Raw genomic sequence first — 26511 nt, forward strand, 5'->3', positions numbered from 1 at the left:
AGTCCCGGTCGGCGAACGTCTCCCGCAGCAGAAAGCGGCAGTCGCTCAGGTCCAATGCGCGGCTGACCGGATCCCGCCGCATCTGCCGCCACGGAATGTGGCCCACCATCACCGGCTCGTCCGCTCGATCGGTCCGGATCGATTCCTCGGTTCAGCCGCATCCGGCGATCGCTGCGTCCTTGCAGGCCTGGCTGCGCGCCCACGGCACCCGGTTGGTGTCGCTGAGGTACTTCATCAGCTCCGACTTCACCGCGGCAATGTCGACGTCGTCCTCGGCGCGAGGGTGCACTACGCCATCGATGCGGGTGCGGCGCTCGGTGCCGATGACCCAGTCGATGGCCATCTTGATCTTGTTGTAGGTCAGCGGCGCCTGGTGGCGGGCAGCCAGGACAGCTTCGTCAATATGATGAACAACTACGTACAGAAGCTCGGTCTGACGCATACCCATTTTGAAACCGTGCACGGCCTGGATGCACCCGGCCAGCACACCACCGCGCGTGATTTAGCGGTGCTGTCGCGTGCCATCATCAATGGTGAACAGGATTTCTACGCCATGTACGCGGAGAAAACCCTGAGCTGGAACGGGATTACGCAAAACAACCGTAACGGTTTGTTATGGGATCAAAACCTTCACGTTGATGGCATGAAAACAGGCCATACTGAAACGGCAGGTTTCAATATCATCGCCTCGAATGTGGTGGGTCGTCATCGCCTGATTGCGGTGATCATGGGCGGTAAGAGCTCGAAAGGGCGTGAAGAGCAGGCGCGTAAACTGCTGGTGTGGGGTCAGAACAACTTCGATACCGTGCAACTGTTCCATGCCGGTAAGAAAATCGGCACCGAAAACGTCTGGTACGGCAATCCGCACAAAGTGGATGTCGGCACCACTCAGGATATTTATCTGTCTCTGCCGCGCACCGAAGTTTCAAACGTCATGGCGAAATATGTGATTGAGCGTAAAGACCTGGAAGCACCGCTGAAAGCCGGTGAGCAGGTGGGTGAAATCCAGGTCATGGACAAAGACAAGCAGCTGGCGAGCTATCCGCTGTATGCCCTACAAGGTGTGGATAAAGCCGGCATCATCACGCGTATCAGTGACTACGTAAAACAGAAACTGTAATCCGCAGCGGATGTCGCGGCCGCTCCCATCGATATCGGGGAGCGGCCAGAGCGGGCTTTCTGCTGCTGAACGGAGGCAAAGGTATGAAAGCATCAATCGTCGAGCGCAATCCTCAAAGCTGGCTGGGCTACCATTTGCAGGGTCCGTGGCAGGAAACGGTGCCGCGCGGATTTAACCAGCTAAAAAGCTGGGTCGAGCAGCATGGTGTCGAAGGCGAATGGCTGGCCATCTATTACGGTAATCCTGAAATTCTTCTGCCGGAAGAGCTGCGCGTTGAAACGGTGATCACTGCGCCCACCGATGCTGTGCCCTCTTATGGTGACGACATCGAGCAAGGCCTGCTGCCCGGTGGGCAATATTTTCATGCGCGCATGGAAGTGATGAACAACGATTTCTTCACCGCCTGGCACAGCCTGTTTGATCATCTCAAGACGAAAACCGACTGGCAGGTGGATAATCGTCCCTGCTTCGAACACTACCTTTCCGACGGCTCTGACAGCGGCGACTGGCTGGTGGATATGTACATTCCGGTACGTGCAGCCGACTAATATCATCAGTGCGTTACTTCTATGTTTCATAAGCGAAAATAGGATGTGGCGTACTTGTTGAATCGCAAAAAAAGAGCGGAAATAGTGCTGCGCAGCACTCAATGTTCGTGTCGCGCCAGGGTAACATAGCGCGCAAATTTTTATCGTTCCCGGACCACCATGTTACGCGCCGACAAACCCATCTCTGCCATTGAGTTCTGGTTCTACCGCCACTATCGCGCTGTGCACGGCGTGCGCATCGCTATCGCCTTTGTGCTCTGTTTTCTGTTTGTGCGTTTGACGGATATTCCGGAAGGCACCTGGCCGCTGATCACCCTGGTGGTGGTGATGGGGCCGATCTCGACCTGGGGCAATGTGTTTCCGCGCGTCATCCAGCGCATCAGCGGTACGTTTGCCGGGCTGGCATCGGGTTTGATCGCCCTGAAGCTGGAGCTGATCTCACTGCCAATGATGTTGTCATGGTGCTTCGTGGTGATGATTATTTGCGGCTATCTGACGCTGGGTAGACATCCTTATATGGCGCTGCTGATTGGTATCACGCTCGGCGTGGTGGTGGGTGCTCCGGCCGGTGACTTCACTGTGGCGCTGTGGCGTGGCGGCGATGTGATCCTGGGTTCGATTATGGCGCTGCTGTTCAGTGCGATTCTCGCTCAGCGTGCCTACACGCACTGGCGCATTCAGCTGTCGGATTCGTTTATCGCCATGGCGAAACTGCATCACACCGGCTTTTCCGCCAACCTGCTGGAGAAACCGCGACTGAACAAACCATTCCAGAAGCAGCTCTCCAGCGTGATTAAAATGCGCGCGCTGCTGGAACCGGCGAGTAAAGAGACGCGTATTCCGAAATCAGTGTTTGAAGCGATTCAGACCATCAACCGTAATATGGTTAACACGATGCAGATGCAAATTGATGCATGGTGGTCATCGCGTGAAAGTCATCTGTTGTTGCTCAACGCCCCGACGCTGCGCCGCAGTCAGAAAATGACCGAAGACACGTTGAACGCGCTGGCCACATTGATGGTGAAAGGGGAGACGGAAGGCGTGATCGCCAACAGCCATGAACTGGAGGAGATCACCCAGGAACTGGAACAGTTGATTGCCAACCGCAGCGGGCGCTTAGAGACCACGGCGATCTATGGCTACGTGTGGTTGAGTCTGGAACAGGCGCGTCAACTGGAGCGCATTACGGATCTGGTCCGTCTGGCACTGCGCAAATAGTTTTCTCAGGCAATGACTTAATGTGAATCACCCTTTCTTTGCGCTAAGATAAGTGCCAGTCCGAAATTAGCTGTGAAAATTGCGAATCCAGCTAGCAAGCCGCTAAGCTGTAGCTCATGACTATTCCGCCTGCCGCGGCAGGCTCAAAGAAAGGTGCCAACATGGAAAATGCCAAGCAATCATTTCAGGACGTTCTGGAGTTTGTACGTATGTTTCGTCGTAAAAACAAACTGCAGCGCGAAATCGTGGATAACGAGAAGAAAGTCCGTGATAACCAGAAACGTGTGTTGCTGCTGGACAACCTGAGCGAGTACATCAAACCAGGCATGAGCGTTGAGGCGATTCAGGAAATCATTGCATCCATGCGTGTGGACTATGAAGACCGCGTCGATGAGTACATCATCAAAAATGCTGACTTGTCGAAAGAGCGTCGCGAGCTGTCGAAGAAGTTGAAAGCGATGGGTGAACCAAAGCCGCAGTAAAAATGTTGGGACCGTAAGGTCCCAAATTTTTTGCAGCGTAACGGCTTCCGCACTGCCTGCCGTGGCGTGCGCAATAGCCTGTGCTGCTTTAACCTGGTCAGGCTTTGGGTTTTAATTGTCGCGCTAATGCCTGCAACTGACCGGCGATCTCCGCTATATCCACATCCCCATGCATCGGCGCAGCTGTCGTTTCGCGCAATATCAGCTCGGTTACCAGCGGTAGGGGCTGTACAGCTTCTCCGGCCAGTTCCGCCAACAAGCGGTCCACAGATACTGCACCCAACTGCTGCAAATCCTGACGCACGGTGGTGAGCGGCGGCTGATACCACGCGCTCTCGGCAGTGTCGTCATAACCAATAATCGACATCTCTCCAGGAATTTTCACGCCGTGTTGGTGCAGTGCACGCATCGCCCCAAGCGCCATCTGATCGTTCGCCACCAGCAGGGCCTGTGGCAGGCGATCCGGCAGTAACTGCAATAGCGCCTGATACCCGGATGACGCACTCCAGTCGCCATGCAGTACGCATATTGGCTGCAACTGGTGTGACGATAACGCCCGTTGCCATGCAGTGAAGCGCGCCCGCGCCGAAGCCGAACTTTCAGGCCCATTCAGCACGCCAATCTGCTGGTGGCCCAGCGCGACGAGATGCTCCACTGCCTGCTGCGCACCCGATTCACTCTGATACTGGCACTGGCTGACAGCAGCATGTTGTTCAACATCGAGAAACAGCACAGGCTTGCTGCCGCACTGCTGCTGCACCTGCGCCGCCTGTTCAGCATCGAGCGGCAGGTTGATGAGTAGTGCATCAACGCGCTGCGCCAGCAGTTCATTCACCGTGTCCTGGGCATTTCCGGCCGCATTCGCCATGGCGATCACCAGATGGTAACCCTGTGCGGCGGCACGTTCATGGATCGCAGAGGCAATCTTTGCCGGGGCCATCAATGCCAGATCGCTGGTGGCCAGCCCCAGCGTGCGCGTGGCTTTTCCTGCCAGCTGCTGTGCCACGCGGTTGGGCACATAGTTCAGCTGTTGCATCGCGGCTTCGACTTTGGCGCGCGTGCGTGGCGAAACCTGCACGGAATGGTTGAGCACACGGGAAACGGTCTGGTAGGAAACCCCCGCCAGTGCAGCGACATCATCGAGGGTAACGGAACGCGCAGTCATAAACTCTCCTGAATCTGATAGCGGCGAGTGTAGCAAATTTTTCTCTGCTGTCGCGGAGTTAAGCCGCTACACTGCCAGTGTTAATGCGAGGAGAACGCGATGCAGCTCAATAGCCAACAGATTCAGGATATCAATACGCTTGCGGCCTGGCTGGCGCTTGACCACATGCCGACAGATGGCACGCTCGAGGTTGATTTGGCAATTCTTGCCGGTCACGCGGTACTGCCCAACGTTGAAGGTGTGATTGCACTGGCGAAGAAGTATCAGCTGCCTCTGATGATAAGCGGCGGTATCGGTCATTCCACGGTGTTACTGGCGGAGATGATCGCTAATCATCCCCTTTATCGTCAGATTTCTACCCAAGGTAAAAGCGAAGCAGAGTTGCTGGGCGACATGGCGGGGGTGTTTGCCGCACTGCCGGACGAGCAGCTGCTGCTGGAAACCGCCTCACGCAACTGTGGTGAGAATGCCGCTTTCAGCCAAAAACTGCTGGATGAGCAGAAGTGGCAGCCGCAGCATGTATTGCTGGTGCAGGACCCACTGATGCAGCGACGTACCTGGGAAACTTTCCGCTACCAGTGGCGTGACCGTGCCGACGCACCCGAATTTATTAGCTGGCCGGTGTTTATTCCGCAGGTGATGATGGATGCGGGTATGCTGCGCATTATCGGTGCGCCACCGCAAGGATTGTGGTCGATGGAGCGTTTTCTTTCGCTGCTGATGGGCGAGATCCAGCGCCTGCGCGATGATGAAAACGGCTACGGTCCACGCGGCAAAGGTTTCCTCGGGCATGTGGATATCCCGGACGAGGTAGAAGCAGGCTGGCAGCGCTTGATGCAACTGAAAGGCGTGCAGTCGCGGCTTGGATAAAACGCGTATAACCCCGATGCGGCGCACTTTATTGCGCATGGGGCGGCGATTTGGCTCTATCAGACTCACGCCTAACCCCGTAGCGGCGCAATTCATTGCACATAAGTCAGCGAATTAGCCTTCTCAGATTCGCGCGATAATATTGCACCGCAACGGTATTAACCTGTGATTTAACGATTCTGCAAATACACCTGCAAATTCATATACACCGCATTCAACAACGGCGTCACCACGCCACTGCGTGCGCCTCGCACCAGCAGATCGCCAATCACCTGGTCCGCCTCAATCTCATAACCCTGGGTTAAGTCGCGATACATCGAGGAGGTCATCGCCACCTGCGGATTATTTAGCGTCTCATAAATCTTTGCCGTTACCGCTGGCCGTTCCTGATAGCCGTCAGCACCAAGCACGGAAAGCACCTCAGTAAAAATCCCCTGCAACAAGGCTTCACCACCTTGGGATCGCAACACCTGTTGGGTATTACCTCGCGCGATGCAGCACACCGCCCCTAATGTGCTCAGCAGCAGCCACTTCTCCCACAGTTCGCTGATGATGTTGTCAGCAAAGACCGTATCGAACTGCGCGATGTTCAGCGTTTCATCGACACGTTGCAGACGTGCATCATTGTGCCCATCGAGTGCACCGTAGTAGAGAATATGCAGCGGCGTCATCTGCACCACTTCACCATGTTCACCCAGCGTGGCGTTGATTTTGCACAAGCCGCCAATCACCTTGTCGCCAAAGCGTGCGCGCAGCGTATCGAAATGGCGCATACCGTTAAGGATCGGCATGATCAGCGTTTCTGGCCCAACGGCGGGTGCAATATCCTCGATAGCCTGATCGAGCCCGAAGCTTTTCACCGTCAGAATGATCAGATCAAACTGGCCTGTCAGCTTGCCGGTTTGCGCCAGCTGCGGGTGAATCACTTCTGTGCCGCCCGGTGTTTTTAGCACCAGACCGTTTTGTTGCAGTTGCTGAAAACGGCGCTCGCGCACCAGAAAAGTCACATCACGTCCTGCTTGCGCCAGACGTGCACCGAAATACCCGCCGGTGGCACCGGCGCCGACAACCAGAATGCGCATGGTTAGATTTCCCGTTGAGAGTGAGACCCTTACCATAAATCGGGAAGGGTTAAGCTTGCCAGCCCGTAAATGCTGAAACCGATGCAAGATTTTCACGATGGCTAAAAAAGGCTCAAACTGTTCGTATTTATTCGTACAATGGGTCTATGCTGTTGCGCAGCGGCGGGCAATGGTGCTCGCCCACTTTTCCAGTCGAACAGACTAAGGACGCATCATGCCCCGACCCCTACCTATCGAACGTTATCGCAATATCGGCATCTCCGCGCACATCGATGCCGGCAAAACCACCACCACTGAGCGCATTCTGTTTTACACCGGGATGAGCCACAAGTTGGGTGAAGTGCACGATGGCGCGGCAACCACCGACTGGATGGCGCAGGAGCAGGAGCGCGGTATTACCATCACCTCGGCGGCAGTAAGCTGCTACTGGCCGGGCATGGATGGCAGCTTCACGCCGCACCGCATCAACATCATCGACACACCCGGACACGTCGATTTCACCATAGAAGTGGAGCGATCCATGCGCGTGCTGGACGGTGCCGTGATGGTGTATGACGCCGTCGGTGGCGTACAGCCACAGTCGGAAACCGTGTGGCGTCAGGCCAACAAATACCACGTACCGCGCATTGCCTTCGTCAACAAGATGGACCGCCAGGGCGCGGACTTCTTCCGCGTGGTGCAGATGATGAAAGATCGTCTGCATGCCAATCCGGTACCGATCGTGATTCCGATTGGTGCGGAAGAGCATTTTGCAGGCGTAGTGGATCTCAACAAGATGCGCGCCATCTACTGGGATGAAGCCAGCCAGGGCATGACGTTCAGCTATGCGCCAATCCCTGATGAGTTGCAGGCGCTGGCTGCCGAATGGCGTGAGAATATGGTGGCTGCTGCGGCGGAAGCCAGTGAAGCGTTGATGGATCGTTATCTGGAGCAGGGTGACCTGAGCGAAGAAGAGGTCATCGCGGGCTTACGTCAGCGCACATTGATTGGCGAGATCCAGCCGATGCTGTGTGGTAGCGCGTTCAAAAACAAAGGTGTGCAGCGCATGCTTGATGCGGTGATTGAGCTGATGCCGTCGCCGCTGGACGTGCCGCCGGTTTCCGGTGTGAACGAAAAAGGCGAGCACGATGAGCGCCATGCTGATGACGATGAACCGTTCTCGGCGCTGGCCTTCAAACTGATGAGCGATCCCTATGTGGGCCAACTCACCTTCGTGCGTGTTTACTCCGGTGTATTGCGCAAAGGCGATAGCGTGTGGAATGCGGTGAAAGGGCGTAAGGAGCGCATCGGACGTATCGTGCAGATGCAGGCTAACGATCGCATCGAAATCGAGGAGATTCGTGCAGGTGATATAGCCGCCTGTGTCGGTTTGAAAGAGGTGACCACTGGCGAAACGCTGTGCGATCCGAATGCGGTGATCACCCTGGAACGCATGGAGTTCCCGGACCCGGTAATTTCGCTGTCGATTGAGCCGAAAACCAAGGCAGATCAGGAGAAAATGGGGCTGGCGTTGCAGCGTTTGGCCGCAGAAGATCCGTCATTCCGCCTGCACACCGATGAAGAGTCGGGGCAGACGATTATCTCCGGTATGGGTGAGTTGCATCTGGAGATCATCGTTGATCGCATGAAGCGTGAATTCGGTGTGGAAGCCAACATTGGTCGGCCACAGGTCACCTATCGCGAAACCATTCGTAAGACGGTGCGCGATGTGGAAGGCAAGTTTGTGCGCCAGTCGGGTGGTAAAGGTCAGTATGGCCACGTGGTGCTGACGCTGGAGCCGCAGGCAGCAGGCGCAGGTTTTGCCTTTGAAGATGCCACCAAGGGCGGCGTAGTGCCACGCGAGTTTATTCCTTCGGTGGAGAAGGGGATTCGTGAAGCGCTCAATTCCGGCGTGCTGGCGGGCTATCCAGTGGTGGATCTCAAGGCCACACTGACCTTCGGTTCGTATCATGACGTCGACTCTTCGGAAATGGCTTTCCGCATGGCAGCGATTTTTGGTTTCAAAGCGGCGGCTAAACAGGCCGATCCGGTGATCCTTGAGCCGGTGATGCAGGTGGAGGTGGAAACGCCAGAGGATTACGCCGGTGGGGTGATGGGCGATCTCTCTTCGCGTCGCGGTACGCTGCAAGGTATGGATGAGCGCTTTGGTGCGCGCATCATCCGAGCCGAAGTGCCGCTGTCAGAGATGTTTGGCTACGCCACCACGCTGCGATCCATGTCGCAGGGCCGTGCCACTTACAGCATGGAATTTGCGCATTACGCTGAAGCGCCACGCAATGTGGCCGAGGGAATTATTGCGTCACGCGCAGAGTGATTTTTTGGGCGGCAAGGATGCCGCCTTTAAGCTGCGCGATATATTGCGTATAGCTGCAGCGCGATGAAAGATGGTCGTTGCGCGATAAATTACATCGCGGCTGTTCAAATCACAGCAACTTCACGCCGTATTCCGCTGCTTGATCTTCCCACGCTTGCACCTCATCGTAAAACGCCCGCTCTGGCACCGCAAAACCGCTGATTAGACTCGCTGCCAGCAACTGCTGATGCTTCTTATCAGTAGTGAGTTCGGTCAAGGCGCTGCGCAGACGCTCAAGCGTTTTGGCATCGGTTTTTGCTGAGGTGATTAACGGCAGTGCGGCACACAGCGGGGTTTCACCAATGATCTCTAACCCGGCCAGTTCTTCAGGGTGATGAGCACGCAACAGCGCCCAGGTGATGCAATCGATCGCCGCGATATCCGCTCGCTGTTCACGCAACGCGGCCAACGATTGACGATGACTGCCACTCTGCAGCGCTTCACTGAAGAAATGCCCGTCGTGTGCCAGTGGCGCGATCACGTAGCGCAGCGAATTGTAGCCCGAGTGCGAGTCATCACTGTTGCACACCGCGCGGCGACCACGAAAATCGCTCAGGGTAAGATTTTCATCCTCTTTGCGCGCCACCAGCCAACTGCGATAGCGCAGTCCCTCACAGCCTTGCGCGCTGGATTGAAATGCCCCAACCAGTTGCACATCAGGCAATAAAGCCACCAGCGGATAGCCACAGGTCTGGCTTAACAGCAAATCAGCGTCGCGCCAGTGGGGTAAGAGTTCGTTGTGCCACTCTACTTCAGCCTGCACGCCGCGTTGTTTCAGCAGCGTCGTTAGCGCAGCAGTCAGGCCAAGCGTCGTTGGATGATGAATATCGTACATCGGCAGTGAAATGATCGGCATGCTGTGCATCCTTGTGCGTTCCCGGATGGGCGTTAACGTTGACCGGTTTGCGCCAGAAGCGCAGCAACCACTCGCCATAACCCGCGACGCGGAAACCGTGATTGCGCTGATGGTAGCCGTCGCGATACAGCAGATAGACTTTGCGCAAGCCGTACCAGGGCAAACCGGGCAGATCGTGATGTACAGAATGATAGTTGAGATTCAGAAATAGCCAACGCCACGGCCAGGCGGCTTCATTGTTCACGGAGCGGGCCAGCGGGGCTTCTTCTGCGCGATGCTCGTAGAAAGAACGTATTTTGGTCAACGCCAATGCCGGATAACTCACGGCAACCACGAACCACAGCGGCGACAATCCTTGCTGCTGCATCCAGTAGAAAAGCCCAGCCAGCAGCGTCAGATGAATCACCCACATCGAAATAGCGGCACGATCACGCGCCAAAAGCATCATCTTCAGGGTCGCCACGATATCCAGCAGCGGACCTAACAGCAAACGGCCGGGAAACGTATTACGCAGGTGAATCAAGCGTTGCTGCCACGGCTTAAGCTGTGCCCAGCGTTCCGGCGACAGGTAATAGGTTTCCGGATCTTCATCCGGTTCGGTGAGGGTGTGATTACGGTGATGTGCCAGATGTGAATCGCGATACAGCCCATAGGGATACCACACCGCCAGCGGCAGGGTACCAAACAGCTGGTTGAGCCCTGGAAAACGCGTGGGATGGCCATGGATCAGCTCATGCTGCAGCGACATATACCAGGTGGTGAACACAATCAGCAGCAGAGTGGTTAAAAACAGACCCAGCGTTTGCCAATAGATGACGCAGCCAAACCAGCCGCCATACACCCCGACCATCAGCGCCCAGGTGGGCAGTTCACTGCGCCACAGCCAATTGTGGCCCAGCTGATGCACCACTTCACGCTGCTGTGCGTTGATATAGTCGTTTGCCATGCGGATGCCATAAACCTGTGAATCGGATGAATTCCCCGCAAGATGATTGATCACCGTGATAAACACAAAGACCGTGTTTTTATGACTTATGCAAAAAAGTTGATGAAGCGCGCGAAAACTATTGGCTATCAGTCACCTCTCGCCTGGCGTAACCTTTCTCCATCGAAACCTAATGCATCATGTGCGGGCCAGTACGGTCCCCCTGGAGAATTTCACCATGAAAAAGATTGGCTTCTTATCCTTTGGTCACTGGACCCCGTCATCGCAGTCAGCCACCCGTTCCGCTCAGGACGTGTTACTGCAATCCATCGATTTAGCCGTGGCTGCAGAAGAGTTGGGCGCGGATGGCGCTTACTATCGCGTGCACCACTTCGCGCGTCAGTTAAGCTCGCCGTTCCCGCTGCTGGCGGCAGTCGGTGCCAAAACCAATCGCATTGAGATTGGTACTGGCGTGATCGATATGCGTTATGAAAACCCGCTGTATATGGCGGAAGATGCCGGTGCGGCAGACCTGATTTCTAACGGTCGTCTGCAACTCGGTCTGAGCCGCGGCTCCCCGGAGCAGGTGATTGAAGGCTATCGCTACTTTGGTTTTAACCCGAAAGAGGGTGAAACCGATGCCGATATGGGACGTCGTCACACCGAAGAGTTGCTGGAAGTGCTGCGCGGTGAGGGTTTTGCTAAACCGAATCCACAGCCGATGTTCCCGAATCCACCGGGCTTACTGCGTCTGGAGCCATTCTCAGAAGGGCTGCGTGAGCGTATCTGGTGGGGTTCCGGTTCAAATGCGACATCAGTCTGGGCAGCACAGCAGGGCATGAATCTGCAAAGCTCCACCCTGAAGGATGATGAAACTGGCGAACCGTTCCACATCCAGCAGGCGAAACAGATTCGCGCTTACCGTGAAGCCTGGAAAGCCGCCGGACATCAGCGCACGCCGCGTGTGTCAGTGAGCCGCAGTATCTTTGCGCTGACCAATGATATCGACCGTGCTTACTTTGGTCGCAGTGGTCAGGATCAGGACTCCGTGGGCTTCCTCGATGAGAAAACCCGCGCCATCTTTGGTCGTAGCTATGCGGCAGAGCCAGAGCAGTTGATCAAACAGCTGGCTCAGGACGAAGGAATCGCCGAAGCCGATACGCTGCTGCTCACCATCCCTAACCAGCTGGGCGTGGATTACTGTGCGCACGTGATGGAAAGTATTCTGACCCATGTGGCACCGGAACTGGGCTGGCGTTAAAACTAAAGAGGCGCACTTTGCGAAGTGCGCCTCTTTTCTTAATTAACCCCTAATTCCCACCACAGCTTATCCAATGCGTAGTAGCGGTCGCGTTCGCTTTCAGGTTGATTGAGATCGCGCTTCCACGGCTTGGCCAGAATAAAATGCAGGTTTTTTACATCCTCTTCCCGCCACATGGCGCTGTGCTGGAACGGCAGCGTTTTCAGCGCGTTGTAGATATACGGCAGCGGCAGCCAGCGATTCTCAAACACTTCATTAAGTAAATCCTGTTCAGAGAACGGATAGCGGCGTAGATCAGTGATAGCAGCGACTTTTTGCTGTAGCCAGCTAAACACCTCTTCATCCGGTTCGAGCACCAAAAAGCCGCCATTAAGATAGCGGTCCAGGCTGGCAGGTGCCGACTCACCACGATCCTGCCAGGTATAGTGGCAATTTTTCGGCTGCCAGCTGGCGGGATAACTGGCGATTTTATTCGGATTGCAGCGACAGGCGTGACAGGCGGCCAGCGCATGATCGCCGAGATCCAGCGTAAACAGCTCATCCATATTGCGCAGCACCAGCATGTCGGCATCAAGAAATACCACGCGCTCACAGCCGGTCAGTTCCCATGCCCGCAGCTTGCTCCACACTTCACCAAATTGCGCAGAGGCATAATGCTGCTCCAGTTCAGCATTCGGCATCAGAGGCTCGACCGGATGAATCACACAGCCTAAAGCTTGCAAATCTTCACGCGTTTCGATGTCAATCGCATCGGTCACCATCACAATCAATGGCCATGCGGTTTCGCTGCGTTTCAGTGAACGGTGCAGCGCTTTCACGCCGATAAAATAATCCGGTTGTGTCAGTAGTGTTACCCAGGCGTACATACATTCTCCCCCGTCAAAATTCAATCAAACAAAGCCGTGACATAGTCATTGCTAAAACGACGCTGCGGATCGAGTTGTTCCCGCACCGCGCGGAACGCATCCCACTGTGGATAGATATCCCGCCAGCTGTAGCGCTGCGGATCGTAGTATTTTCCCCAGTGCGGTCGTCCGCCTTCTGCTGCCAGTAATTTCTCGACCTCGGTGAGGAAATGCAGACCGTCCTGTGACAGCGAACCGTCATCGGCGTAATAGACTACGAAGCCAAAGAAACAGGTCGGCTGCTGATACGCTGGACTGAGCCAGGCTTCTGACGCGCCAGTGCAGCGCAGAATGATGGGGTAGTGCATGTGTGGATGATTCTCGGCATACCAGGCTTTGATTTTGCTGATAATCTCCGGCGTTTTATTCAACGGCACACCAATTTCCACGTTGATTTGCGGCACGGCAATACCGCGACAAAACAGCTGATAGATGTCGCCGCTGAGGTCGGTGAAATCGCGGAAGCGCGTGACGGTGCGAAACTGTTTACCACCTTTACCTTCAATTTGCGTATCACGATGCATCTGCGCCAGCGTCTGATCGATAGTGTCATTCAGACTGCTATCAGTGTCGTCGCCATGCTCGATCACCTCGCCGCCATTGGTGTGCCACGCCTGAACATCTGCTTCACTGGCGGGGTTGGCATTCCAGACGTGCATCAGGTTGTCATCCACAAACCACCAGGCTTTGCTCAGCTCATACTGTTGATTCCAGCGCGGCAGATCCTGCTCCAGCGTATCGGCGGACTCGGCAAATTTATGGCAGGTAAACAGGCGGAACGGCTGGGTGCGCATCGTCACGGCGGTCACAATCCCCAGCGAACCTAATGAGGTTTGCGCCGCAGGGAAATCACTATCGCCACGTTGAAACTCCCGCACGCTGCCGTCGGCCATAACCATGCGGATGCTTATAACTTCATCCGCCAGTGAACTCTGATCCAATCCCTGGCCATGGGTGCCCGTCGCTATTGCGCCCGCCAGCGTCTGAACGGATATCACGCCTGGCGAACAGCCTAACATGCGATTTCGCGCGGTGAGTGCGTCGAACACATGCTGCAGCAGCGTGCCTGCCGCGAAAGTGATGCTGTCGTTATCCTCTCCCAATACGCCTTGCATGGCGCTGAGATCGAGTAACAGATCGTCGGCATTCACACACAGCATGCGGCCGGGTGATAAACGGCTGCCGATGACGCGCACTTTGCCTGTTGACGAACTCAGCAGCTGTTGCAGTTCGGCTTCGTTTTGCGGCTGATGAACTTGCTCACGCTGGCCCACCACGGTGTTTTGCGCCCAGTTCCACAGGACACTGTCGTGCTCGATATTTTGCGGGTTGCGAAGGGGGTAAAGGAGGGAATCTCTGTTCACTACGGCGTTCCTTATACTGAGGTCTGTGACGGTCCCAAAGCTTTAAGCGTAGACCATCACAGCACTGCCCAGGTTTAAGGTGCCTTGCAGATGTAGCGCAGCGTTGCGGTCACGGCCAGTTGGCGGTTACGACGGATGCTGTCCTCTTCCGTATCCTCAGGGGTGAACAGGAAGTGGAAGGTGTAGCGGTTGGCGACGTGGTGCACACAGATACTGCTCAATAAGCGGTGCACGTCCACGGTGTTCAGGCCATCAACAAAGATGCCTTGCTGCTGACCGCGCGTCAGAATGTCATCCAGCAGATCCAGCGTACTTTTGTTCAACGCTTTGATGCGCTCGGACTGCACAATGTAGCGACCGCGCAACAGGTTTTCCGTACACACCAAACGCATGAAATCCTGATGGGTGGCGTGATAGTCGAAGCTGGCTTCGACCAGTTTAATCATCGCCTGCTCGGGTTCCATCTGTGCAAGGTTCAATCCGGTTTCGTGTTCACGAATCGCCTGATAGACCTGCTCCAGCACCTCGATATACAGCTTCTCTTTATTGACGAAGTGATACACCACCATGCGCTTAGTGGTCTGCGCGTGTTCAGCAATCTGCTCAAGGCGTGCGCCCTGCATACCGAACTCGGCGAAGGTTTTCAGGGCACCGGCAAGGATGCGTTTTTTCAGCCCTTCCGGGTCATTTTTACGTTTCGTTGTAGTGTCCGACATAGCGCTCAATAACAGGTCAATCAAAACGGCATGGTACCACAGCCGTCCTTTCACTTGTGGCGATGCGAGCGGCTGCGTGTCTTTATTCTTTTCAGGAATAGCATTCCCGGATAAATCATAATGCAGGAATAAGCATCTGCGTATACTGCGGCTATCTGTTCATCACGACAGTGTACTTTGACCGCTGCAATTATAACGATGAGGAAATAACTATGCACACTCGCCTGGCATCCGCCAAAACGACATTTTTGTTAACCGCTGGCGCTATGCTGCTGGCGGGCACTAAAGGCATCGGTGAAACGGCCTGGTAAGGATCTAGCATGACGATTTTCACAGGAGTCGAAGCGCCGTTTAGCGCGATAACGCGTGGCGTGGTAGAGAATGCGCAAGACCGTGAACGTTTTGCTCGCGAAAGCGGCAGCGTGGTGCGCTTGCAGGGCGTTTCACGTCGCTTTGGGCAAACTCAGGCGCTGCGCGATGTTTCACTAACGGTGCAGAAAGGTGAAATTCTCGGCCTGATTGGCCGCAGTGGCGCGGGCAAATCGACGTTGATTCGCTGTCTGAACGGGCTGGAGCAACCTGACGAAGGCGTCATTGAAATCGAAGGCCGGAAAATTACCGGCCTGTCGGAAAAACAGCTGCAATCTGTGCGTAGCCGCGTCGGTATGGTGTTCCAGCACTTCAACCTGCTGTCGGCGAAAACCGTGGCGCAGAATGTCGCGTTGCCGCTGAAAATTGCCGGTCTGGATAAGGTGCAACGTGCCCAACGCGTGGCGGAATTGCTGGAATTGGTGGGGCTGTCCGATAAGGCACAGCACTATCCGGCGGCGCTCTCAGGCGGTCAGAAACAGCGTGTTGGCATTGCTCGTGCACTGGCGGCAAGCCCGGCACTGCTGCTGTGTGATGAAGCGACTTCAGCACTGGATCCTGAAACCACCCGTTCCATTCTGGCATTGCTTAAATCGCTCAATCAAAAGCTGGGTATCACTATTCTGCTGATCACCCATGAAATGGAAGTCATCAAGTCGGTGGCGCACCGCGTGGCGGTAATTGACGCGGGTGAGATCATTGAGCAAGGCCCGGTGTGGGAGGTGTTTGCGCATCCGCAATCCGAGCTGACGCGCACCTTATTGCGTGGTTTGCTGCCGCAGCTACCGGAAGCGCTGGCCGCACGGGTTACCGAGAGGAGACAGGGCGAGGCAATTTACAGCGTGCACTTTGCTGGCGAGGACGCGCAGGGCGATTTGCTGACCCGATTTGCGGCGGCGTTGCCGGGCAAGTTCCACTTATTACAGGGCGGCATCGATCATATTCAGCACTACGCCGTGGTGCGCTTCTTTATTGCGCTTCCGGTCGCCAACGTGACCGACGAGCAACAGATTCTCAGCTGGCTGCGCGCGCAGCAGGCGCAAGTGGAGTTAGTCGGTTATGTCGCCAGTGATGATTGATTTATTGCTCAACGCGTTGGGCGAAACGGTATTAATGACGCTGATTTCCGGGCTGTTTTCGCTAGTGGCCGGTTTGCCGTTGGGGTTGATTCTGGTGATGACCAGTGCAGGCGGCATTGCGGAACATCGCGGTATTAACCGGGTGCTGGGGCTGGTGATCAACGGCTTCCGCTCGCTACCGTTCATTATATTGTTGGTGGCGCTGATTCCTTTTACCCGCTTTCTGGTCGGTACGTCACTGGGGACGTGGGCGGCGATAGTTCCACTGTCGATCACCGCAACGCCGTATTTCGCTCGCGTGGCAGAAGTGTCATTACGCGATGTGGATCGCGGCCTGATTGATGCGGTACGCGCGATGGGTGCCAGCAAGCTCCGTATCGTCTGGGATGTTTTAATCCCAGAAGCGCTGCCCGGCATTCTCTCGGGGTTTGTGGTGACGCTGGTGGCATTAATCGGCGCATCGGCGATGGCGGGAGCGATTGGTGCGGGCGGATTAGGCGACCTGGCGATTCGCTACGGTTATCAACGCTTTGAAACCTCTGTGATGATCGCGGTGATCGCAGTATTAATTGTGCTGGTATGTGGCATTCAGTGGGTCGGCGATCGACTGGTGCAGCACATCGATAAGCGACACTAGACTTCGCGCATTGCATTCCATCATTGGCGACAGCAACGCAGATGTGGCACCTTTACCGCCCGCCGTGGATTAATATCGTCGTTGATTCTGTTCATGCCCGCTCTGGATAACTGAGCGGGCATTTTTTTGGAATCCTTATCGACACGTTTTAACAGAACAAGTGCATGATTCAAACTGCCTCGCCACACTGATTATCGCCTTTAACCTATATAGCATTTGACCTATATCACAAGGAGCGTATCATGTGGCAAATAATTACAACGGACACGTTTGATGATTGGCTTGTAGCGCAAGACGACACTGACCGAGCCTGCGTTCTGTCCGCAATGATTGTATTGCAGCAAGCTGGCCCCGCATTATGCAGGCCCTACGCCGACACCCTGAAAGGCTCTCGCTTTAGCAATATGAAAGAGCTTCGCATTAAGAGCAAAGGTGATCCTATTCGGGCATTTTACGCATTTGACCCCTGGCGCAGCGGTGTGTTGCTTTGTGCAGGTCATAAGAGTGGCAATGAAAAGCGTTTTTATGCTGAGCTGATCCCGCTCGCAGATAAAGAATTCACCCATCATCTTCAACGCGAAGAGAGAAAGGAGTAACGACATGGGCAGAACACTCAAACAGATTCTAGCGTCTGAGAAGTCTGAGGTAGTGGCTAAAGCTAACGCCATGGCTGAAGAAGTATTGTTAAATATCCATCTTGCTGAATTGCGTGAAAGAGTAAACAAAACGCAGGTAGAGATAGCGCAGCAATTAAATATTAAACAACCCACCGTGGCTGGAATGGAAAAGCCTGGCCGGGATTTAAAACTCTCGACGCTGAAGCGCTATGTTGAAGCGGCAGGAGGAAAACTGCGCCTCAACATTGAGCTTCCCGATGGCTCGCATTATGAGTTTGTTGTTTAATTCCCTTCTTTGACTTTCTATCCGCGAAAAAACAGTGCGATCTGGCGCACTGTTTCGCGTACTTGCACGCCGACTCACTCCTACCTGCTTGCTCCCCAACCCATGAAAATCCATCCCACCACGTAACTTTTTGCATACATGAAAAATACAAAGGAAATACAATTAAGTAGTATGATTTTACCTTGGTTTGAAATTAATATATTGATTTTCAATGAGTTATACGTATAACTTTTTCGAATTATTTTTTCAGATGAATTTTGGAGATGATCACAATCTCAAGTTTTGGGTGTCCTGGGCATGTTTACACCACCTGAAATTCAGCATAGTTTGAACATGGAGTTAACCTGTGATTAACAGACAAAAGCGAACAAATGCGTATTGGGTCAACACACCGCTAAACAATGATGAAGACAGACGATCTGCAAGTGGGTCATGCTTAATTTCATTATTTATGTTCAGGGATTAAACGCAGGGTTTTTCAATTTATAGGTCAATTTATTTTTCAAAGAAATACCTAAATCAGTCAATGATGTTTTTTCTGTTTCTTTAACGTTCCGCCAAATCATTTTTGATTTGGACAGTTCGCTGCGCCTGCAGAGAAATGAATAATTCAGGAGAGACCCTGTTATGAGCAACACCAATATATCCATTGAAGATGTCCCGCTTAATAATTTTCACCAGTTAATGTCGCTGCGCGCGGGTGGCGGTTGGATCCTCGATGGCTACGTGCTGAGTATTATCGGCGTGGCGATCGTGCAGTTTTCCCAGCATCTGCAACTTGATACCTTCTGGCAGGGCATGGTGGCCGCTTCAGCGATGCTCGGCACCTTCTGCAGTGGTTTCCTTGGCGGGTGGCTGACCGATATTGTGGGTCGTCGTCGTCTGTTTTTTGTCGGGCCAATCCTGTTTATCCTGGGTTCGGTCGGCACCTTCTGGGCGGAATCGGCGCTGACGCTGTTTATCCTGCGTTTCCTGGTGGGGGTTGGGGTGGGATTAGAATATCCGGTCGCTGGTTCACTGCTGACCGAATTCCTGCCGCAAAAGCATCGTGGTAAACGTTTGGCCGGTTTGACCATTCTCTGGTTGGCCGGTGCAGCCCTCGCTTATATCATGGGTAACCTCATTCTCTCGATTGGCGGTGATGCCGCATGGCGTCTGGTACTGGCCAGCCCGGCCGTGTTGGGGGTACTCCTTTTCGTTCTGCGCATCGGCACGCCGGAATCGCCACGCTGGTTAGTCAGCAAAGGTCGCTTCAATGAGGCTGAGCAGATCATCAAGAAAGTCTACGGTCCGGAATTCTCGCTGAAAAATATGCCAGCGGAGTCAGTGGAAGCCAAAGTCACGTTGAAAGATCTGGTGCGCTCTGGCTATGGCAAACGTATGTTGTTTGTCTCGGTGTTCTGGAGTGCAGCGGTCGTACCGATGTTTGCGGTGTATTCGTTCGCACCCGTAGTACTGAAAGCCCTGAATCTGGATGGCGAATGGGCCTCACTGGGTTCGATAGCCATCACCTTGCTGTTTGTGGTGGGCTGTATTGTGGCAACCCGTTTGATTGATAGCATGGGCCGCCGCCGTCTGATCATCCACAGCTTTTTATGGTCAAGTCTGGCGCTGTTGGCATTGGGGATGTTCTCCCACGGTTCTGAAATGCTGGTACTGGTGATGTTTGGTGCTTACGCGGTATTTATCGGCGGAGCACAGGTGCTGGAGTTAGTGTATCCGAACGAGCTGTTCCCAACGGAAGTGCGTGCCTTCGCTGTCGGTATGGGTTCATCCATGTCACGTATCGGTTCTGCCGCTGGAACCTGGCTGGTACCGATTTCCCTGCAAAATCTGGGCATCGAATACACCATGTATGCTGCAGCGATTGTTTCCTTTTTTGGCCTGCTGGTCTCGGTTTGGCTGGCACCGGAGACGCGTAATATGACGCTGAGTCAGGCGGCTTCGCTGGCACGTTAATAGAAAGAAAAATATCGTAGAAAGACAAAAGCCCGCCCAGGTAATCCTGAGCGGGCTTTTTGCATTTTTTTGGCTACTTCTAAAATGCCGCAGCGTGTTCGCAAGATATGATCTCAAACCTGGATACTAGACTATCTCTCGCAGTAAATGATAATCCCACCTGTCTATTAGATCATTTCAACAGTCTGCTCTCTCAGCGCGTAACCTCAATTATATGCGCGATTTCGCCAAAGCCTGGTGGGATGCAAAATTTGTGCAAGCGGTGCTTGCACAATCACCCCCGGAACCATGAAGTGTCCTGCTGGACAAACTAAATAGACTGGAACAACGGCACAGGTATCTGCCTAAGCTAAAGTTTGCCTCATATCCATAACTAGCGAGCTTTTTTGCAAACAAAAAGCCCGCTCAGGTTTTCCTGAGCGGGCTTCTCTAAATATGGCTCCTCTGACTGGACTCGAACCAGTGACATACGGATTAACAGTCCGCCGTTCTACCGACTGAACTACAGAGGAATCGTGTGAACGAGGCGCATATTAGCGATGCCGATCCCCAATGTCAAAGCCCGATCGCACACTTCTGGTTTAAGTGCGCGTAAAAGCAGCGGAATGCTGTTTTTCTGCCTTGAACGTTCAGATTTCAAACTGCCAGCAAGATCTCACTTTAAGCGCATTTCCTTTGAGATGTTAGATGCATGTCAAAGTTTTGTTATTTGCCGATTTTAAAACAATCATTTCAGTGCTTTTATGATGAAAATTTCAAATGCTGATCAGATGAAACAAATGAACTGCTTATCATCACGGGTGAAATCAGTTTTGGCGTCTGAAACAGCATTTCGAAAATAACCTTTTGATAAGTAGATAGTTGCAGGAAAGAGCAGTACCGAAACGATAGCGTTAGACCAGAAGCCTTACCTCTACAACCAGATAAATAACGCCAGTGCCGTTGAGTGAATGTAAAAAATATTTTTCATTCGTCGTATCAGCCCAACTGAGCATGTTAACGAATAAGAAGGGTTACCTATGAAATTCAAAAAAGCGTTAGTGACTTCCCTGTTAGCTTGCATGTTACCTGCCGCTGTTATGGCAAAAGACCTTCAGGTGGGCGTCTCTATGGCGCTGTTTGACGATAACTTCCTGACCATTCTGCGTACCGCGATGCAGAAAGAGATGACCAAAGATGGCGTTAAGGGTCAGGTCGAAGATGCGAAGGGCGACGTCTCCCAACAGCTGCAACAAATTCAGAACTTCATCGGTCAGGGCGTTGACGCCATTATCGTTAACCCAGTGGATACCAATGCCGTCAAACCTTTGATGGATGCGGCCTCTAAAGCGGGTGTGCCGCTGATCTTTGTTAACCGCAAACCGGCAGGTGAATTGACCGACAAAATGGCTTACGTCGGCTCTGACTCCGAATTAGCGGGCCGTCTGCAAATGGAAGCGCTGGCAAAAGCGATGAACGGTAAAGGCAACGTCGCCATTTTGATGGGCGATCTGGCTAACGAATCCACCCGTGACCGCACCAAAGGTGTTGAAGCGGTGGTGGCTAAATATCCTGGCATCAAAGTGGTGCAGAAACAGACCGCGAAATTCACCCGTAATGACGCGGTGGACGTAGTGAGTAACTGGATGACCGCAGGCGATGACATTCAGGCGATTGCTTCAAACAACGATGAAATGGCGATCGGTGCGCTGCAGGCGCTGGGCAAAAACCCGAACCACATCTTGATTGCGGGCGTGGATGGTACACCGGATGCGTTGCAGATGCTGAAGAACGGCAAGATGGTCGCCACTGTATTCCAGGATGCTAAAGGTCAGGGTGAAGGCGCCGTACAGACTGCCGTGAAACTGGCGAAAGGCGAGAAAGTGGAGAAGGTGATTAACATCCCTTACCAGCTGATCACCAAAGACAACATGGCGCAGTTCGAATCTCGTAACCAGAAATAATCGTTCCCGACTCAGCCGTACGGAGGTGATGTATGACCGCTTTTGCGCTTGAAGCCGAAGGCATCAGCAAGTTCTTCCCCGGAGTGAAGGCACTCGACAATGTCTCACTACGCATTAAACCGGGGTCGGTACATGCCCTGATGGGTGAAAATGGCGCGGGCAAATCCACTTTAATGAAATGCCTTATCGGGATGTACCGTCCCGATAAGGGCACCATTCGCATTAAAGGGGAGCCGGTGCAGTTTCAGGACACCATGGATGCGCTGCGTTCTGGCATCTCCATGATCCACCAGGAACTGAATCTGGTGCCTTACATGACTGTGGCTGAGAACATCTGGCTGGGTCGCGAACCGATGAAGTACGGCTTTGTTGACCACGCGTTGCTGAACAAGCAAACGCAGGAATTACTCAACAAACTCAATATCCGTTTAAAAGCCGATCGTATGGTTGGCGAGCTGAGTATCGCTGCTCAGCAGATGGTGGAAATTGCCAAAGCGGTGTCGTGGAACTCCGACATTGTGATTATGGACGAACCGACCTCGGCACTGACGGAAACCGAAGTGGCGCATCTGTTCACCATCATCCGCGACCTGCGTGCGCAGGGTAAAGCCATCATCTATATCAGCCACAAGATGGATGAAATTTTCACTATCACCGATGAAATCAGCATTTTCCGCGACGGGACCTGGGTCGGCAGCAACAGCACCTCTGAATTTACCCGTCAGTCATTAATTACCCAGATGGTGGGGCGTGAACTGACGCAGCTGTTCCCGAAATTCAATGGTGAAATCGGTGAAGAAGTGCTGACGGTGCGCAACCTTACCTGTAAAGACCGTTTCACCGATATCAACTTCACGGTACGTAAGGGTGAAATCCTCGGTGTTGCCGGTCTGGTGGGGGCGGGACGCAGTGAAGTGATGGAAAGTTTGTTCGGGATGGAAAGCTTCGACAGCGGTGAAGTGCTGATCGATGGCGTGCCGGTCAAAATCGATTCGCCTTCCACGGCGATTGAGAAGGGCATGGCGTTCCTGACCGAAGACCGTAAAAAGTCCGGCTTATTCCTGGTGTTGTCGGTGATGGAGAACATGAGCATCGTCAACATGCCGGATTATGTCAGTAAAGCCGGTTTCGTTAGCCACATGAAGATGGCACAGGACTGCATGGAGCAGATCCGCAAGCTCAATATTAAAACGCCGACCATGGATCAGATCATCAACAACCTCAGTGGCGGTAACCAGCAGAAGGTGCTGATTGCGCGCTGGCTGCTGGCTCAACCGAAGATTCTGATCCTCGATGAACCGACGCGCGGTATTGACGTCGGGGCAAAAGCCGAGATTTACCGCTTAATCAGCGAACTGGCAAACCGTGGCGTGGCCATCATTATGGTCTCGTCGGAGTTGCCGGAAATTCTGGGCATGAGCGACCGCGTGATGGTTATGCACGGCGGACGTATAACTGGCATCCTCGATAAAGAAGAGGCCAATCAGGAAACCATTTTGTCGTTGGCATCCGAGTGAGGCGCGAGACATCTATGAGTAACGTAAAAATTACGGCCCCGCAGGCCGCGGAATCGACATCCTTCTTTGGCAACCTGCGCCATAAGTTGCCGAAAGATACCGGCATCTTTGTGGTGATGTTGGGTATTGCCTTAATCTTTGAGATTGCAGGCTGGTACGTTCGTGACCAATCTTTCCTGCTCAACACCAACCGTCTGGTATTGATTGTTTTACAGGTGGCGATCATCGGCATCATTGCGGTGGGCGTGACCCAGGTCATCATCACCACGGGGATTGACCTGTCGTCTGGTTCGGTGATTGCACTGACGGCGGTAGTGGCGGCCAGTCTGGCACAAACCTTTGACAGCCTGACACCGATGTATCCGTCACTGGTTAACCTTCCTGCCGTCATTCCGATTGTGGCCGGTATTGGTGTAGGTTTGCTGTGCGGGGTCATGAACGGTTTCCTGATTACCAAAACCGGTATCCCTCCATTTATCGCCACACTGGGCATGATGGTGTCGGCGCGTGGTCTGGCGCAGTATTACACGCAAGGTAACCCGATCAGCTTCCTGTCAGATGGTTTTACCTCCATCGGCCAGGGCGCTATGCCGGTGATCATTTTCCTGGTGGTGGCCTTCCTGTTCCACATCGCCCTGAAGCATACCCGTTACGGTAAGTATGTGTATGCAATTGGCGGCAACATGACTTCGGCCAAAGTGTCAGGGATCAATGTTAATAAATACCTGATCATCGTCTATACCATCGCGGGTGCGCTCTCTGGCCTGGCGGGTGTGGTGCTGGCGGCGCGCGTCAGTAGCGGCCAGTCAAGTATGGGTATGGCGTACGAGTTGGATGCGATTGCCGCAGCCGTTATCGGCGGTAGCAGCCTGATGGGCGGCGTGGGTCGTATTACCGGGACGCTGATTGGTGCGGTGATTCTGGGTCTGATTAAGAGCGGATTCACCTTCGTGGGTGTGGATGCTTACGTGCAGGACATCATTAAAGGCATCATCATTGTCGCCGCAGTGTCCATCGATATGCATAGAAACCGTAAAAAGAGATAGTACTTCCTGATTGCAGGGCGCACTGTGTGCGCCCTCAAGGACATTTTGCTCCGTTGTTCACAATAAGTTTTCCCACTGGTTGATCCTGCTCCTTTCCCCGCGTTTGCTTTCGTTCTGACCGTTTTTGGTCATTTTCTGTGAGTTATGCACCACTGCGACGCTTTCGGTCATCACTTTTTTGCACATCTGCCACGCAAGTTGCGCACCATGGTGGTGCATTTCGATTTATTTTTAATCACTCTGTGTCATGTGCTCAGCTTATTAACTCTTAAGAGGTAATCAGAAAGGCTTATTTTCCGTGCCGTTAGGAATATTCTGGCACTGCTTTTTCACGCTCCGAATAAACCTGGCCTGCATATTGCAACTTCATGAACACAAGCCAGCAGGCTGAGACACCCAAACGGGTTATTCGGGGATTGACGGAGGCAATATGAATTTAAGACGACTGAAGTACTTTGTAAAAATCGTCGATATCGGCAGCCTGACTCAGGCAGCAGAAGTGCTGCACATCGCGCAGCCTGCGCTTAGCCAGCAAGTTGCGACGCTGGAAAACGAACTCGATCAGCAGTTACTGATTCGCACCAAACGTGGCGTAACACCAACCGAGGCGGGCAAAATTCTTTATGCTCATGCTCGTACGATTCTGCGCCAGTGTGAACAGGCGCAAACGGCTGTCATCAACGCGGGCCAGGCGTTAAATGGTCAGATATCAATTGGTCTGGCACCGGGCACCGCCGCTTCTTCGTTGACGATGCCGCTGCTGCAAACGGTGCGGGAACAATTCCCGGATGTACTGGTGTATCTGCATGAGAATAGCGGCACCTCTTTAAATGAAAAAGTGATGAACGGTCAGTTGGATATGGCGGTGCTGTATGACCGTGCGCCGACAGCCGGCATTAACAGCATTCCATTGATGAAAGAAGAGTTGTATCTGGTCGGTGCGACCGCATGTCCGGGCGCTACCGTTGATCTCGCCGACGTGGCGCAGATGAATTTGTTCCTGCCGCGTGACTACAGCGCGGTGCGCAAACGTGTTGATGAAGCATTCTCGCTGCGTCGTCTGAGCGCAAAAATCATCGGTGAAATCGAGTCAATCTCCACCCTCACTGCCGCAGTTTCCAGCGGCATGGGTGTGACCGTTCTGCCGGAATCAGCGGCTCGCGCCCTGGTGAGTTCAACTCACGCGTGGATGGCACGTATTAACAGCCCATCGCTGAATCTACCGCTCTCGCTGAATATCTCTGCGCGCTTGCCACTGTCACCTTCCGCGCAGGCAGTGAAAAACATCCTGCTGTCACTACTGAATAAGCCGATGACGGAAGAGCGCGAGTTGATGCTGGTCGGTTAATCCCTTCTTCTTTACCCCAGCTATCTACGGCTGGGGTAACCCCTTCACGCTTTAACACCCACAAACGCGTCGAGATAAATTACACTCCTTATTACTATTCCGCATAACACACCTTTGTTTATTATTTCCTGCAATGACACCAACTTCATAACATGGACGAAACAGGGTAGGGAACAGGAGAAAAGGGTGTGAATTTCCAGCAACTTAAAATTATACGTGAAGCTGCACGTTGCGAATTCAACCTGACAGAAGTGGCGAACACGCTGTTTACCTCACAATCCGGGGTTAGCCGCCATATTCGTGATTTGGAAGATGAACTCGGCGTCGAGATCTTCATTCGTCGCGGCAAGCGATTGCTGGGCATGACGGAACCGGGCAAGGCGCTGTTAACCATTGCTGAACGCATTCTTGATGAAGCAGGCAAAGTGCGTCGCCTGGCGGATGTGTTTACCAATGAAACCAGCGGCGTGCTAACGATTGCTACCACGCATACGCAGGCCCGCTATAGTCTGCCGCGTGTGATCAAAGCATTCCGACAGCTCTATCCTAATGTGCGTCTTGAACTCAATCAGGGTTCACCGCAGGAAATTGTGGCCATGCTGTTGGCGGGTGAAGCTGATATTGGTATTGCTTCCGAGCAACTGGTGAACAACAGCAGCCTTGCGGCTTTTCCGTGGTTTAGCTGGCACCACTCGTTATTGGTGCCGCACGACCATGAACTGTTACAGCATCAGCCGATCACGCTGGCTAGCCTGAGTCGCCATCCCTTGATTACCTATCGTCAGGGGATCACGGGGCGCTCGCGTCTTGACCGTGCGTTCCAGGCGGCGGGTATAAAGCCGGAT

Annotated in this window: 24 protein-coding genes, 1 tRNA gene and 1 pseudogene; 17 read left to right on the top strand and 9 right to left on the bottom strand. The window is 53.6% G+C overall.

Annotated features, from left to right (window positions below; translation table 11 throughout):
- Positions 1 to 151: 151 nt before the first annotated feature.
- Positions 152 to 442 carry a hypothetical protein gene (locus RT340_RS10660; protein ID WP_313375889.1) on the bottom strand — a complete coding sequence of 97 codons (291 nt, stop codon included), beginning with the start codon at positions 440 to 442 and terminating at the stop codon, positions 152 to 154.
- On the opposite strand from RT340_RS10660, the pseudogene RT340_RS10665 reads away from it, so the two are divergent.
- The 4 genes and pseudogenes from RT340_RS10665 to tmaR all read left to right on the top strand — a co-directional run.
- Positions 371 to 1120: pseudogene (locus tag RT340_RS10665) on the top strand (serine-type D-Ala-D-Ala carboxypeptidase); the annotation flags it as partial. The gene RT340_RS10660 and the pseudogene RT340_RS10665 sit on opposite strands and share 72 nt — an antisense overlap.
- A gap of 83 nt (positions 1121 to 1203) precedes the next feature.
- Positions 1204 to 1668 (top strand): GyrI-like domain-containing protein, encoded by a 465-nt coding sequence (locus RT340_RS10670; protein ID WP_313375851.1) that lies wholly within the window; start codon positions 1204 to 1206, stop codon positions 1666 to 1668.
- Between the two features lie 159 nt (positions 1669 to 1827).
- On the top strand, positions 1828 to 2886 hold the full coding sequence (locus tag RT340_RS10675) for an FUSC family protein (RefSeq protein ID WP_313375853.1): 1059 nt from the start codon (positions 1828 to 1830) through the stop codon (positions 2884 to 2886).
- Positions 2887 to 3047: 161 nt separating this feature from the next.
- Positions 3048 to 3368, top strand: coding sequence for a PTS system regulator TmaR (gene tmaR, locus RT340_RS10680; RefSeq protein WP_034824689.1), 321 nt, complete (start codon positions 3048 to 3050; stop codon positions 3366 to 3368).
- 97 nt (positions 3369 to 3465) lie between these two features.
- Here the strand turns inward: tmaR and RT340_RS10685 are convergent, their stop codons facing one another.
- Positions 3466 to 4533, bottom strand: a complete 1068-nt coding sequence (locus RT340_RS10685; protein WP_313375856.1) for a LacI family DNA-binding transcriptional regulator — start codon at positions 4531 to 4533, stop codon at positions 3466 to 3468.
- 99 nt (positions 4534 to 4632) lie between these two features.
- On the opposite strand from RT340_RS10685, the gene RT340_RS10690 reads away from it, so the two are divergent.
- Positions 4633 to 5403 carry a YdcF family protein gene (locus RT340_RS10690; RefSeq protein ID WP_313375858.1) on the top strand — a complete coding sequence of 257 codons (771 nt, stop codon included), beginning with the start codon at positions 4633 to 4635 and terminating at the stop codon, positions 5401 to 5403.
- A gap of 170 nt (positions 5404 to 5573) precedes the next feature.
- Here RT340_RS10690 and RT340_RS10695 read toward each other — a convergent pair whose 3' ends face one another.
- The gene (locus RT340_RS10695; RefSeq protein WP_313375860.1) at positions 5574 to 6485 is read right to left on the bottom strand and encodes a ketopantoate reductase family protein; all 912 of its coding nucleotides are present in this window, start codon (positions 6483 to 6485) and stop codon (positions 5574 to 5576) included.
- 214 nt (positions 6486 to 6699) lie between these two features.
- On the opposite strand from RT340_RS10695, the gene fusA reads away from it, so the two are divergent.
- Positions 6700 to 8799: an elongation factor G gene (gene fusA, locus RT340_RS10700; RefSeq protein WP_211728340.1), complete on the top strand. Its 2100-nt coding sequence runs from the start codon at positions 6700 to 6702 to the stop codon at positions 8797 to 8799.
- A gap of 109 nt (positions 8800 to 8908) precedes the next feature.
- On the opposite strand, the gene RT340_RS10705 is transcribed toward fusA, so the two are convergent.
- Together RT340_RS10705 and RT340_RS10710 are read right to left on the bottom strand one after the other, a co-directional pair.
- A complete protein-coding gene (locus tag RT340_RS10705; RefSeq protein WP_409566144.1) occupies positions 8909 to 9694 on the bottom strand; it encodes a phosphate/phosphite/phosphonate ABC transporter substrate-binding protein in 786 nt (261 codons plus the stop codon).
- On the bottom strand, positions 9591 to 10640 hold the full coding sequence (locus tag RT340_RS10710; protein WP_313375864.1) for a fatty acid desaturase: 1050 nt from the start codon (positions 10638 to 10640) through the stop codon (positions 9591 to 9593). The genes RT340_RS10705 and RT340_RS10710 overlap by 104 nt, the downstream gene beginning before the upstream one ends.
- Before the next feature lie 217 nt (positions 10641 to 10857).
- Here RT340_RS10710 and RT340_RS10715 point away from each other — a divergent pair, with 217 nt between their 5' ends.
- The gene (locus RT340_RS10715) at positions 10858 to 11880 is read left to right on the top strand and encodes an LLM class flavin-dependent oxidoreductase (protein WP_034824654.1); all 1023 of its coding nucleotides are present in this window, start codon (positions 10858 to 10860) and stop codon (positions 11878 to 11880) included.
- Between the two features lie 38 nt (positions 11881 to 11918).
- On the opposite strand, the gene RT340_RS10720 is transcribed toward RT340_RS10715, so the two are convergent.
- The 3 genes from RT340_RS10720 to RT340_RS10730 form a co-directional block, all read right to left on the bottom strand.
- On the bottom strand, positions 11919 to 12746 hold the full coding sequence (locus tag RT340_RS10720) for a glycosyltransferase family 8 protein (protein WP_313375867.1): 828 nt from the start codon (positions 12744 to 12746) through the stop codon (positions 11919 to 11921).
- A gap of 20 nt (positions 12747 to 12766) precedes the next feature.
- A complete protein-coding gene (locus tag RT340_RS10725) occupies positions 12767 to 14149 on the bottom strand; it encodes a D-arabinono-1,4-lactone oxidase (RefSeq protein WP_313375870.1) in 1383 nt (460 codons plus the stop codon).
- Between the two features lie 74 nt (positions 14150 to 14223).
- Positions 14224 to 14865, bottom strand: coding sequence for a TetR family transcriptional regulator (locus RT340_RS10730; RefSeq protein ID WP_313375872.1), 642 nt, complete (start codon positions 14863 to 14865; stop codon positions 14224 to 14226).
- 320 nt (positions 14866 to 15185) lie between these two features.
- Here RT340_RS10730 and RT340_RS10735 point away from each other — a divergent pair, with 320 nt between their 5' ends.
- The 5 genes from RT340_RS10735 to RT340_RS10755 all read left to right on the top strand — a co-directional run bounded on the left by RT340_RS10735 (position 15186) and on the right by RT340_RS10755 (position 19812).
- Positions 15186 to 16313, top strand: a complete 1128-nt coding sequence (locus RT340_RS10735; protein WP_313375874.1) for a methionine ABC transporter ATP-binding protein — start codon at positions 15186 to 15188, stop codon at positions 16311 to 16313.
- Positions 16294 to 16950 (top strand): methionine ABC transporter permease, encoded by a 657-nt coding sequence (locus RT340_RS10740; protein WP_058962320.1) that lies wholly within the window; start codon positions 16294 to 16296, stop codon positions 16948 to 16950. The genes RT340_RS10735 and RT340_RS10740 overlap by 20 nt, the downstream gene beginning before the upstream one ends.
- Positions 16951 to 17192: 242 nt before the next feature.
- Positions 17193 to 17546: a type II toxin-antitoxin system RelE/ParE family toxin gene (locus RT340_RS10745; RefSeq protein WP_313375876.1), complete on the top strand. Its 354-nt coding sequence runs from the start codon at positions 17193 to 17195 to the stop codon at positions 17544 to 17546.
- Positions 17547 to 17550: 4 nt separating this feature from the next.
- Positions 17551 to 17853: a helix-turn-helix domain-containing protein gene (locus RT340_RS10750; RefSeq protein ID WP_097116700.1), complete on the top strand. Its 303-nt coding sequence runs from the start codon at positions 17551 to 17553 to the stop codon at positions 17851 to 17853.
- A 627-nt stretch (positions 17854 to 18480) separates the two neighbouring features.
- Positions 18481 to 19812 (top strand): MFS transporter, encoded by a 1332-nt coding sequence (locus RT340_RS10755; RefSeq protein WP_313375880.1) that lies wholly within the window; start codon positions 18481 to 18483, stop codon positions 19810 to 19812.
- A gap of 436 nt (positions 19813 to 20248) precedes the next feature.
- Here the strand turns inward: RT340_RS10755 and RT340_RS10760 are convergent.
- Positions 20249 to 20324, bottom strand: a tRNA-Asn gene (locus RT340_RS10760).
- A 507-nt stretch (positions 20325 to 20831) separates the two neighbouring features.
- On the opposite strand from RT340_RS10760, the gene RT340_RS10765 reads away from it, so the two are divergent.
- The 5 genes from RT340_RS10765 to RT340_RS10785 form a co-directional block, all read left to right on the top strand.
- A complete protein-coding gene (locus RT340_RS10765; RefSeq protein WP_034824630.1) occupies positions 20832 to 21755 on the top strand; it encodes a sugar ABC transporter substrate-binding protein in 924 nt (307 codons plus the stop codon).
- Between the two features lie 32 nt (positions 21756 to 21787).
- Positions 21788 to 23272 (top strand): sugar ABC transporter ATP-binding protein, encoded by a 1485-nt coding sequence (locus RT340_RS10770; RefSeq protein ID WP_034824628.1) that lies wholly within the window; start codon positions 21788 to 21790, stop codon positions 23270 to 23272.
- 14 nt (positions 23273 to 23286) lie between these two features.
- Positions 23287 to 24318, top strand: a complete 1032-nt coding sequence (locus RT340_RS10775) for an ABC transporter permease (protein ID WP_313375883.1) — start codon at positions 23287 to 23289, stop codon at positions 24316 to 24318.
- Positions 24319 to 24748: 430 nt separating this feature from the next.
- Positions 24749 to 25666 (top strand): nitrogen assimilation transcriptional regulator NAC, encoded by a 918-nt coding sequence (gene nac, locus RT340_RS10780; protein ID WP_313375885.1) that lies wholly within the window; start codon positions 24749 to 24751, stop codon positions 25664 to 25666.
- A gap of 188 nt (positions 25667 to 25854) precedes the next feature.
- Positions 25855 to 26511, top strand: a 657-nt coding sequence (locus RT340_RS10785) for a LysR substrate-binding domain-containing protein (protein WP_313375887.1), incomplete at its 3' end; no start/stop codon positions are given.

It is taken from the genome of Pantoea sp. CTOTU50773 (assembly GCF_032082325.1).
GTDB classification, from domain to species: Bacteria; Pseudomonadota; Gammaproteobacteria; order Enterobacterales; family Enterobacteriaceae; genus Pantoea; species Pantoea communis.

What these genes read in the sequence shown, in the direction of transcription:
- RT340_RS10660 (WP_313375889.1), bottom strand. Translation starts at nt 442, where the DNA reads ATGCGTCAGACCGAGCTTCTGTACGTAGTTGTTCATCATATTGACGAA.
- RT340_RS10670 (WP_313375851.1), top strand. Translation starts at nt 1,204, where the DNA reads ATGAAAGCATCAATCGTCGAGCGCAATCCTCAAAGCTGGCTGGGCTAC.
- RT340_RS10675 (WP_313375853.1), top strand. Translation starts at nt 1,828, where the DNA reads ATGTTACGCGCCGACAAACCCATCTCTGCCATTGAGTTCTGGTTCTAC.
- tmaR (WP_034824689.1), top strand. Translation starts at nt 3,048, where the DNA reads ATGGAAAATGCCAAGCAATCATTTCAGGACGTTCTGGAGTTTGTACGT.
- RT340_RS10685 (WP_313375856.1), bottom strand. Translation starts at nt 4,533, where the DNA reads ATGACTGCGCGTTCCGTTACCCTCGATGATGTCGCTGCACTGGCGGGG.
- RT340_RS10690 (WP_313375858.1), top strand. Translation starts at nt 4,633, where the DNA reads ATGCAGCTCAATAGCCAACAGATTCAGGATATCAATACGCTTGCGGCC.
- RT340_RS10695 (WP_313375860.1), bottom strand. Translation starts at nt 6,485, where the DNA reads ATGCGCATTCTGGTTGTCGGCGCCGGTGCCACCGGCGGGTATTTCGGT.
- fusA (WP_211728340.1), top strand. Translation starts at nt 6,700, where the DNA reads ATGCCCCGACCCCTACCTATCGAACGTTATCGCAATATCGGCATCTCC.
- RT340_RS10705 (WP_409566144.1), bottom strand. Translation starts at nt 9,694, where the DNA reads ATGCCGATCATTTCACTGCCGATGTACGATATTCATCATCCAACGACG.
- RT340_RS10710 (WP_313375864.1), bottom strand. Translation starts at nt 10,640, where the DNA reads ATGGCAAACGACTATATCAACGCACAGCAGCGTGAAGTGGTGCATCAG.
- RT340_RS10715 (WP_034824654.1), top strand. Translation starts at nt 10,858, where the DNA reads ATGAAAAAGATTGGCTTCTTATCCTTTGGTCACTGGACCCCGTCATCG.
- RT340_RS10720 (WP_313375867.1), bottom strand. Translation starts at nt 12,746, where the DNA reads ATGTACGCCTGGGTAACACTACTGACACAACCGGATTATTTTATCGGC.
- RT340_RS10730 (WP_313375872.1), bottom strand. Translation starts at nt 14,865, where the DNA reads ATGTCGGACACTACAACGAAACGTAAAAATGACCCGGAAGGGCTGAAA.
- RT340_RS10735 (WP_313375874.1), top strand. Translation starts at nt 15,186, where the DNA reads ATGACGATTTTCACAGGAGTCGAAGCGCCGTTTAGCGCGATAACGCGT.
- RT340_RS10740 (WP_058962320.1), top strand. Translation starts at nt 16,294, where the DNA reads ATGTCGCCAGTGATGATTGATTTATTGCTCAACGCGTTGGGCGAAACG.
- RT340_RS10745 (WP_313375876.1), top strand. Translation starts at nt 17,193, where the DNA reads ATGTGGCAAATAATTACAACGGACACGTTTGATGATTGGCTTGTAGCG.
- RT340_RS10750 (WP_097116700.1), top strand. Translation starts at nt 17,551, where the DNA reads ATGGGCAGAACACTCAAACAGATTCTAGCGTCTGAGAAGTCTGAGGTA.
- RT340_RS10755 (WP_313375880.1), top strand. Translation starts at nt 18,481, where the DNA reads ATGAGCAACACCAATATATCCATTGAAGATGTCCCGCTTAATAATTTT.
- RT340_RS10765 (WP_034824630.1), top strand. Translation starts at nt 20,832, where the DNA reads ATGAAATTCAAAAAAGCGTTAGTGACTTCCCTGTTAGCTTGCATGTTA.
- RT340_RS10770 (WP_034824628.1), top strand. Translation starts at nt 21,788, where the DNA reads ATGACCGCTTTTGCGCTTGAAGCCGAAGGCATCAGCAAGTTCTTCCCC.
- RT340_RS10775 (WP_313375883.1), top strand. Translation starts at nt 23,287, where the DNA reads ATGAGTAACGTAAAAATTACGGCCCCGCAGGCCGCGGAATCGACATCC.
- nac (WP_313375885.1), top strand. Translation starts at nt 24,749, where the DNA reads ATGAATTTAAGACGACTGAAGTACTTTGTAAAAATCGTCGATATCGGC.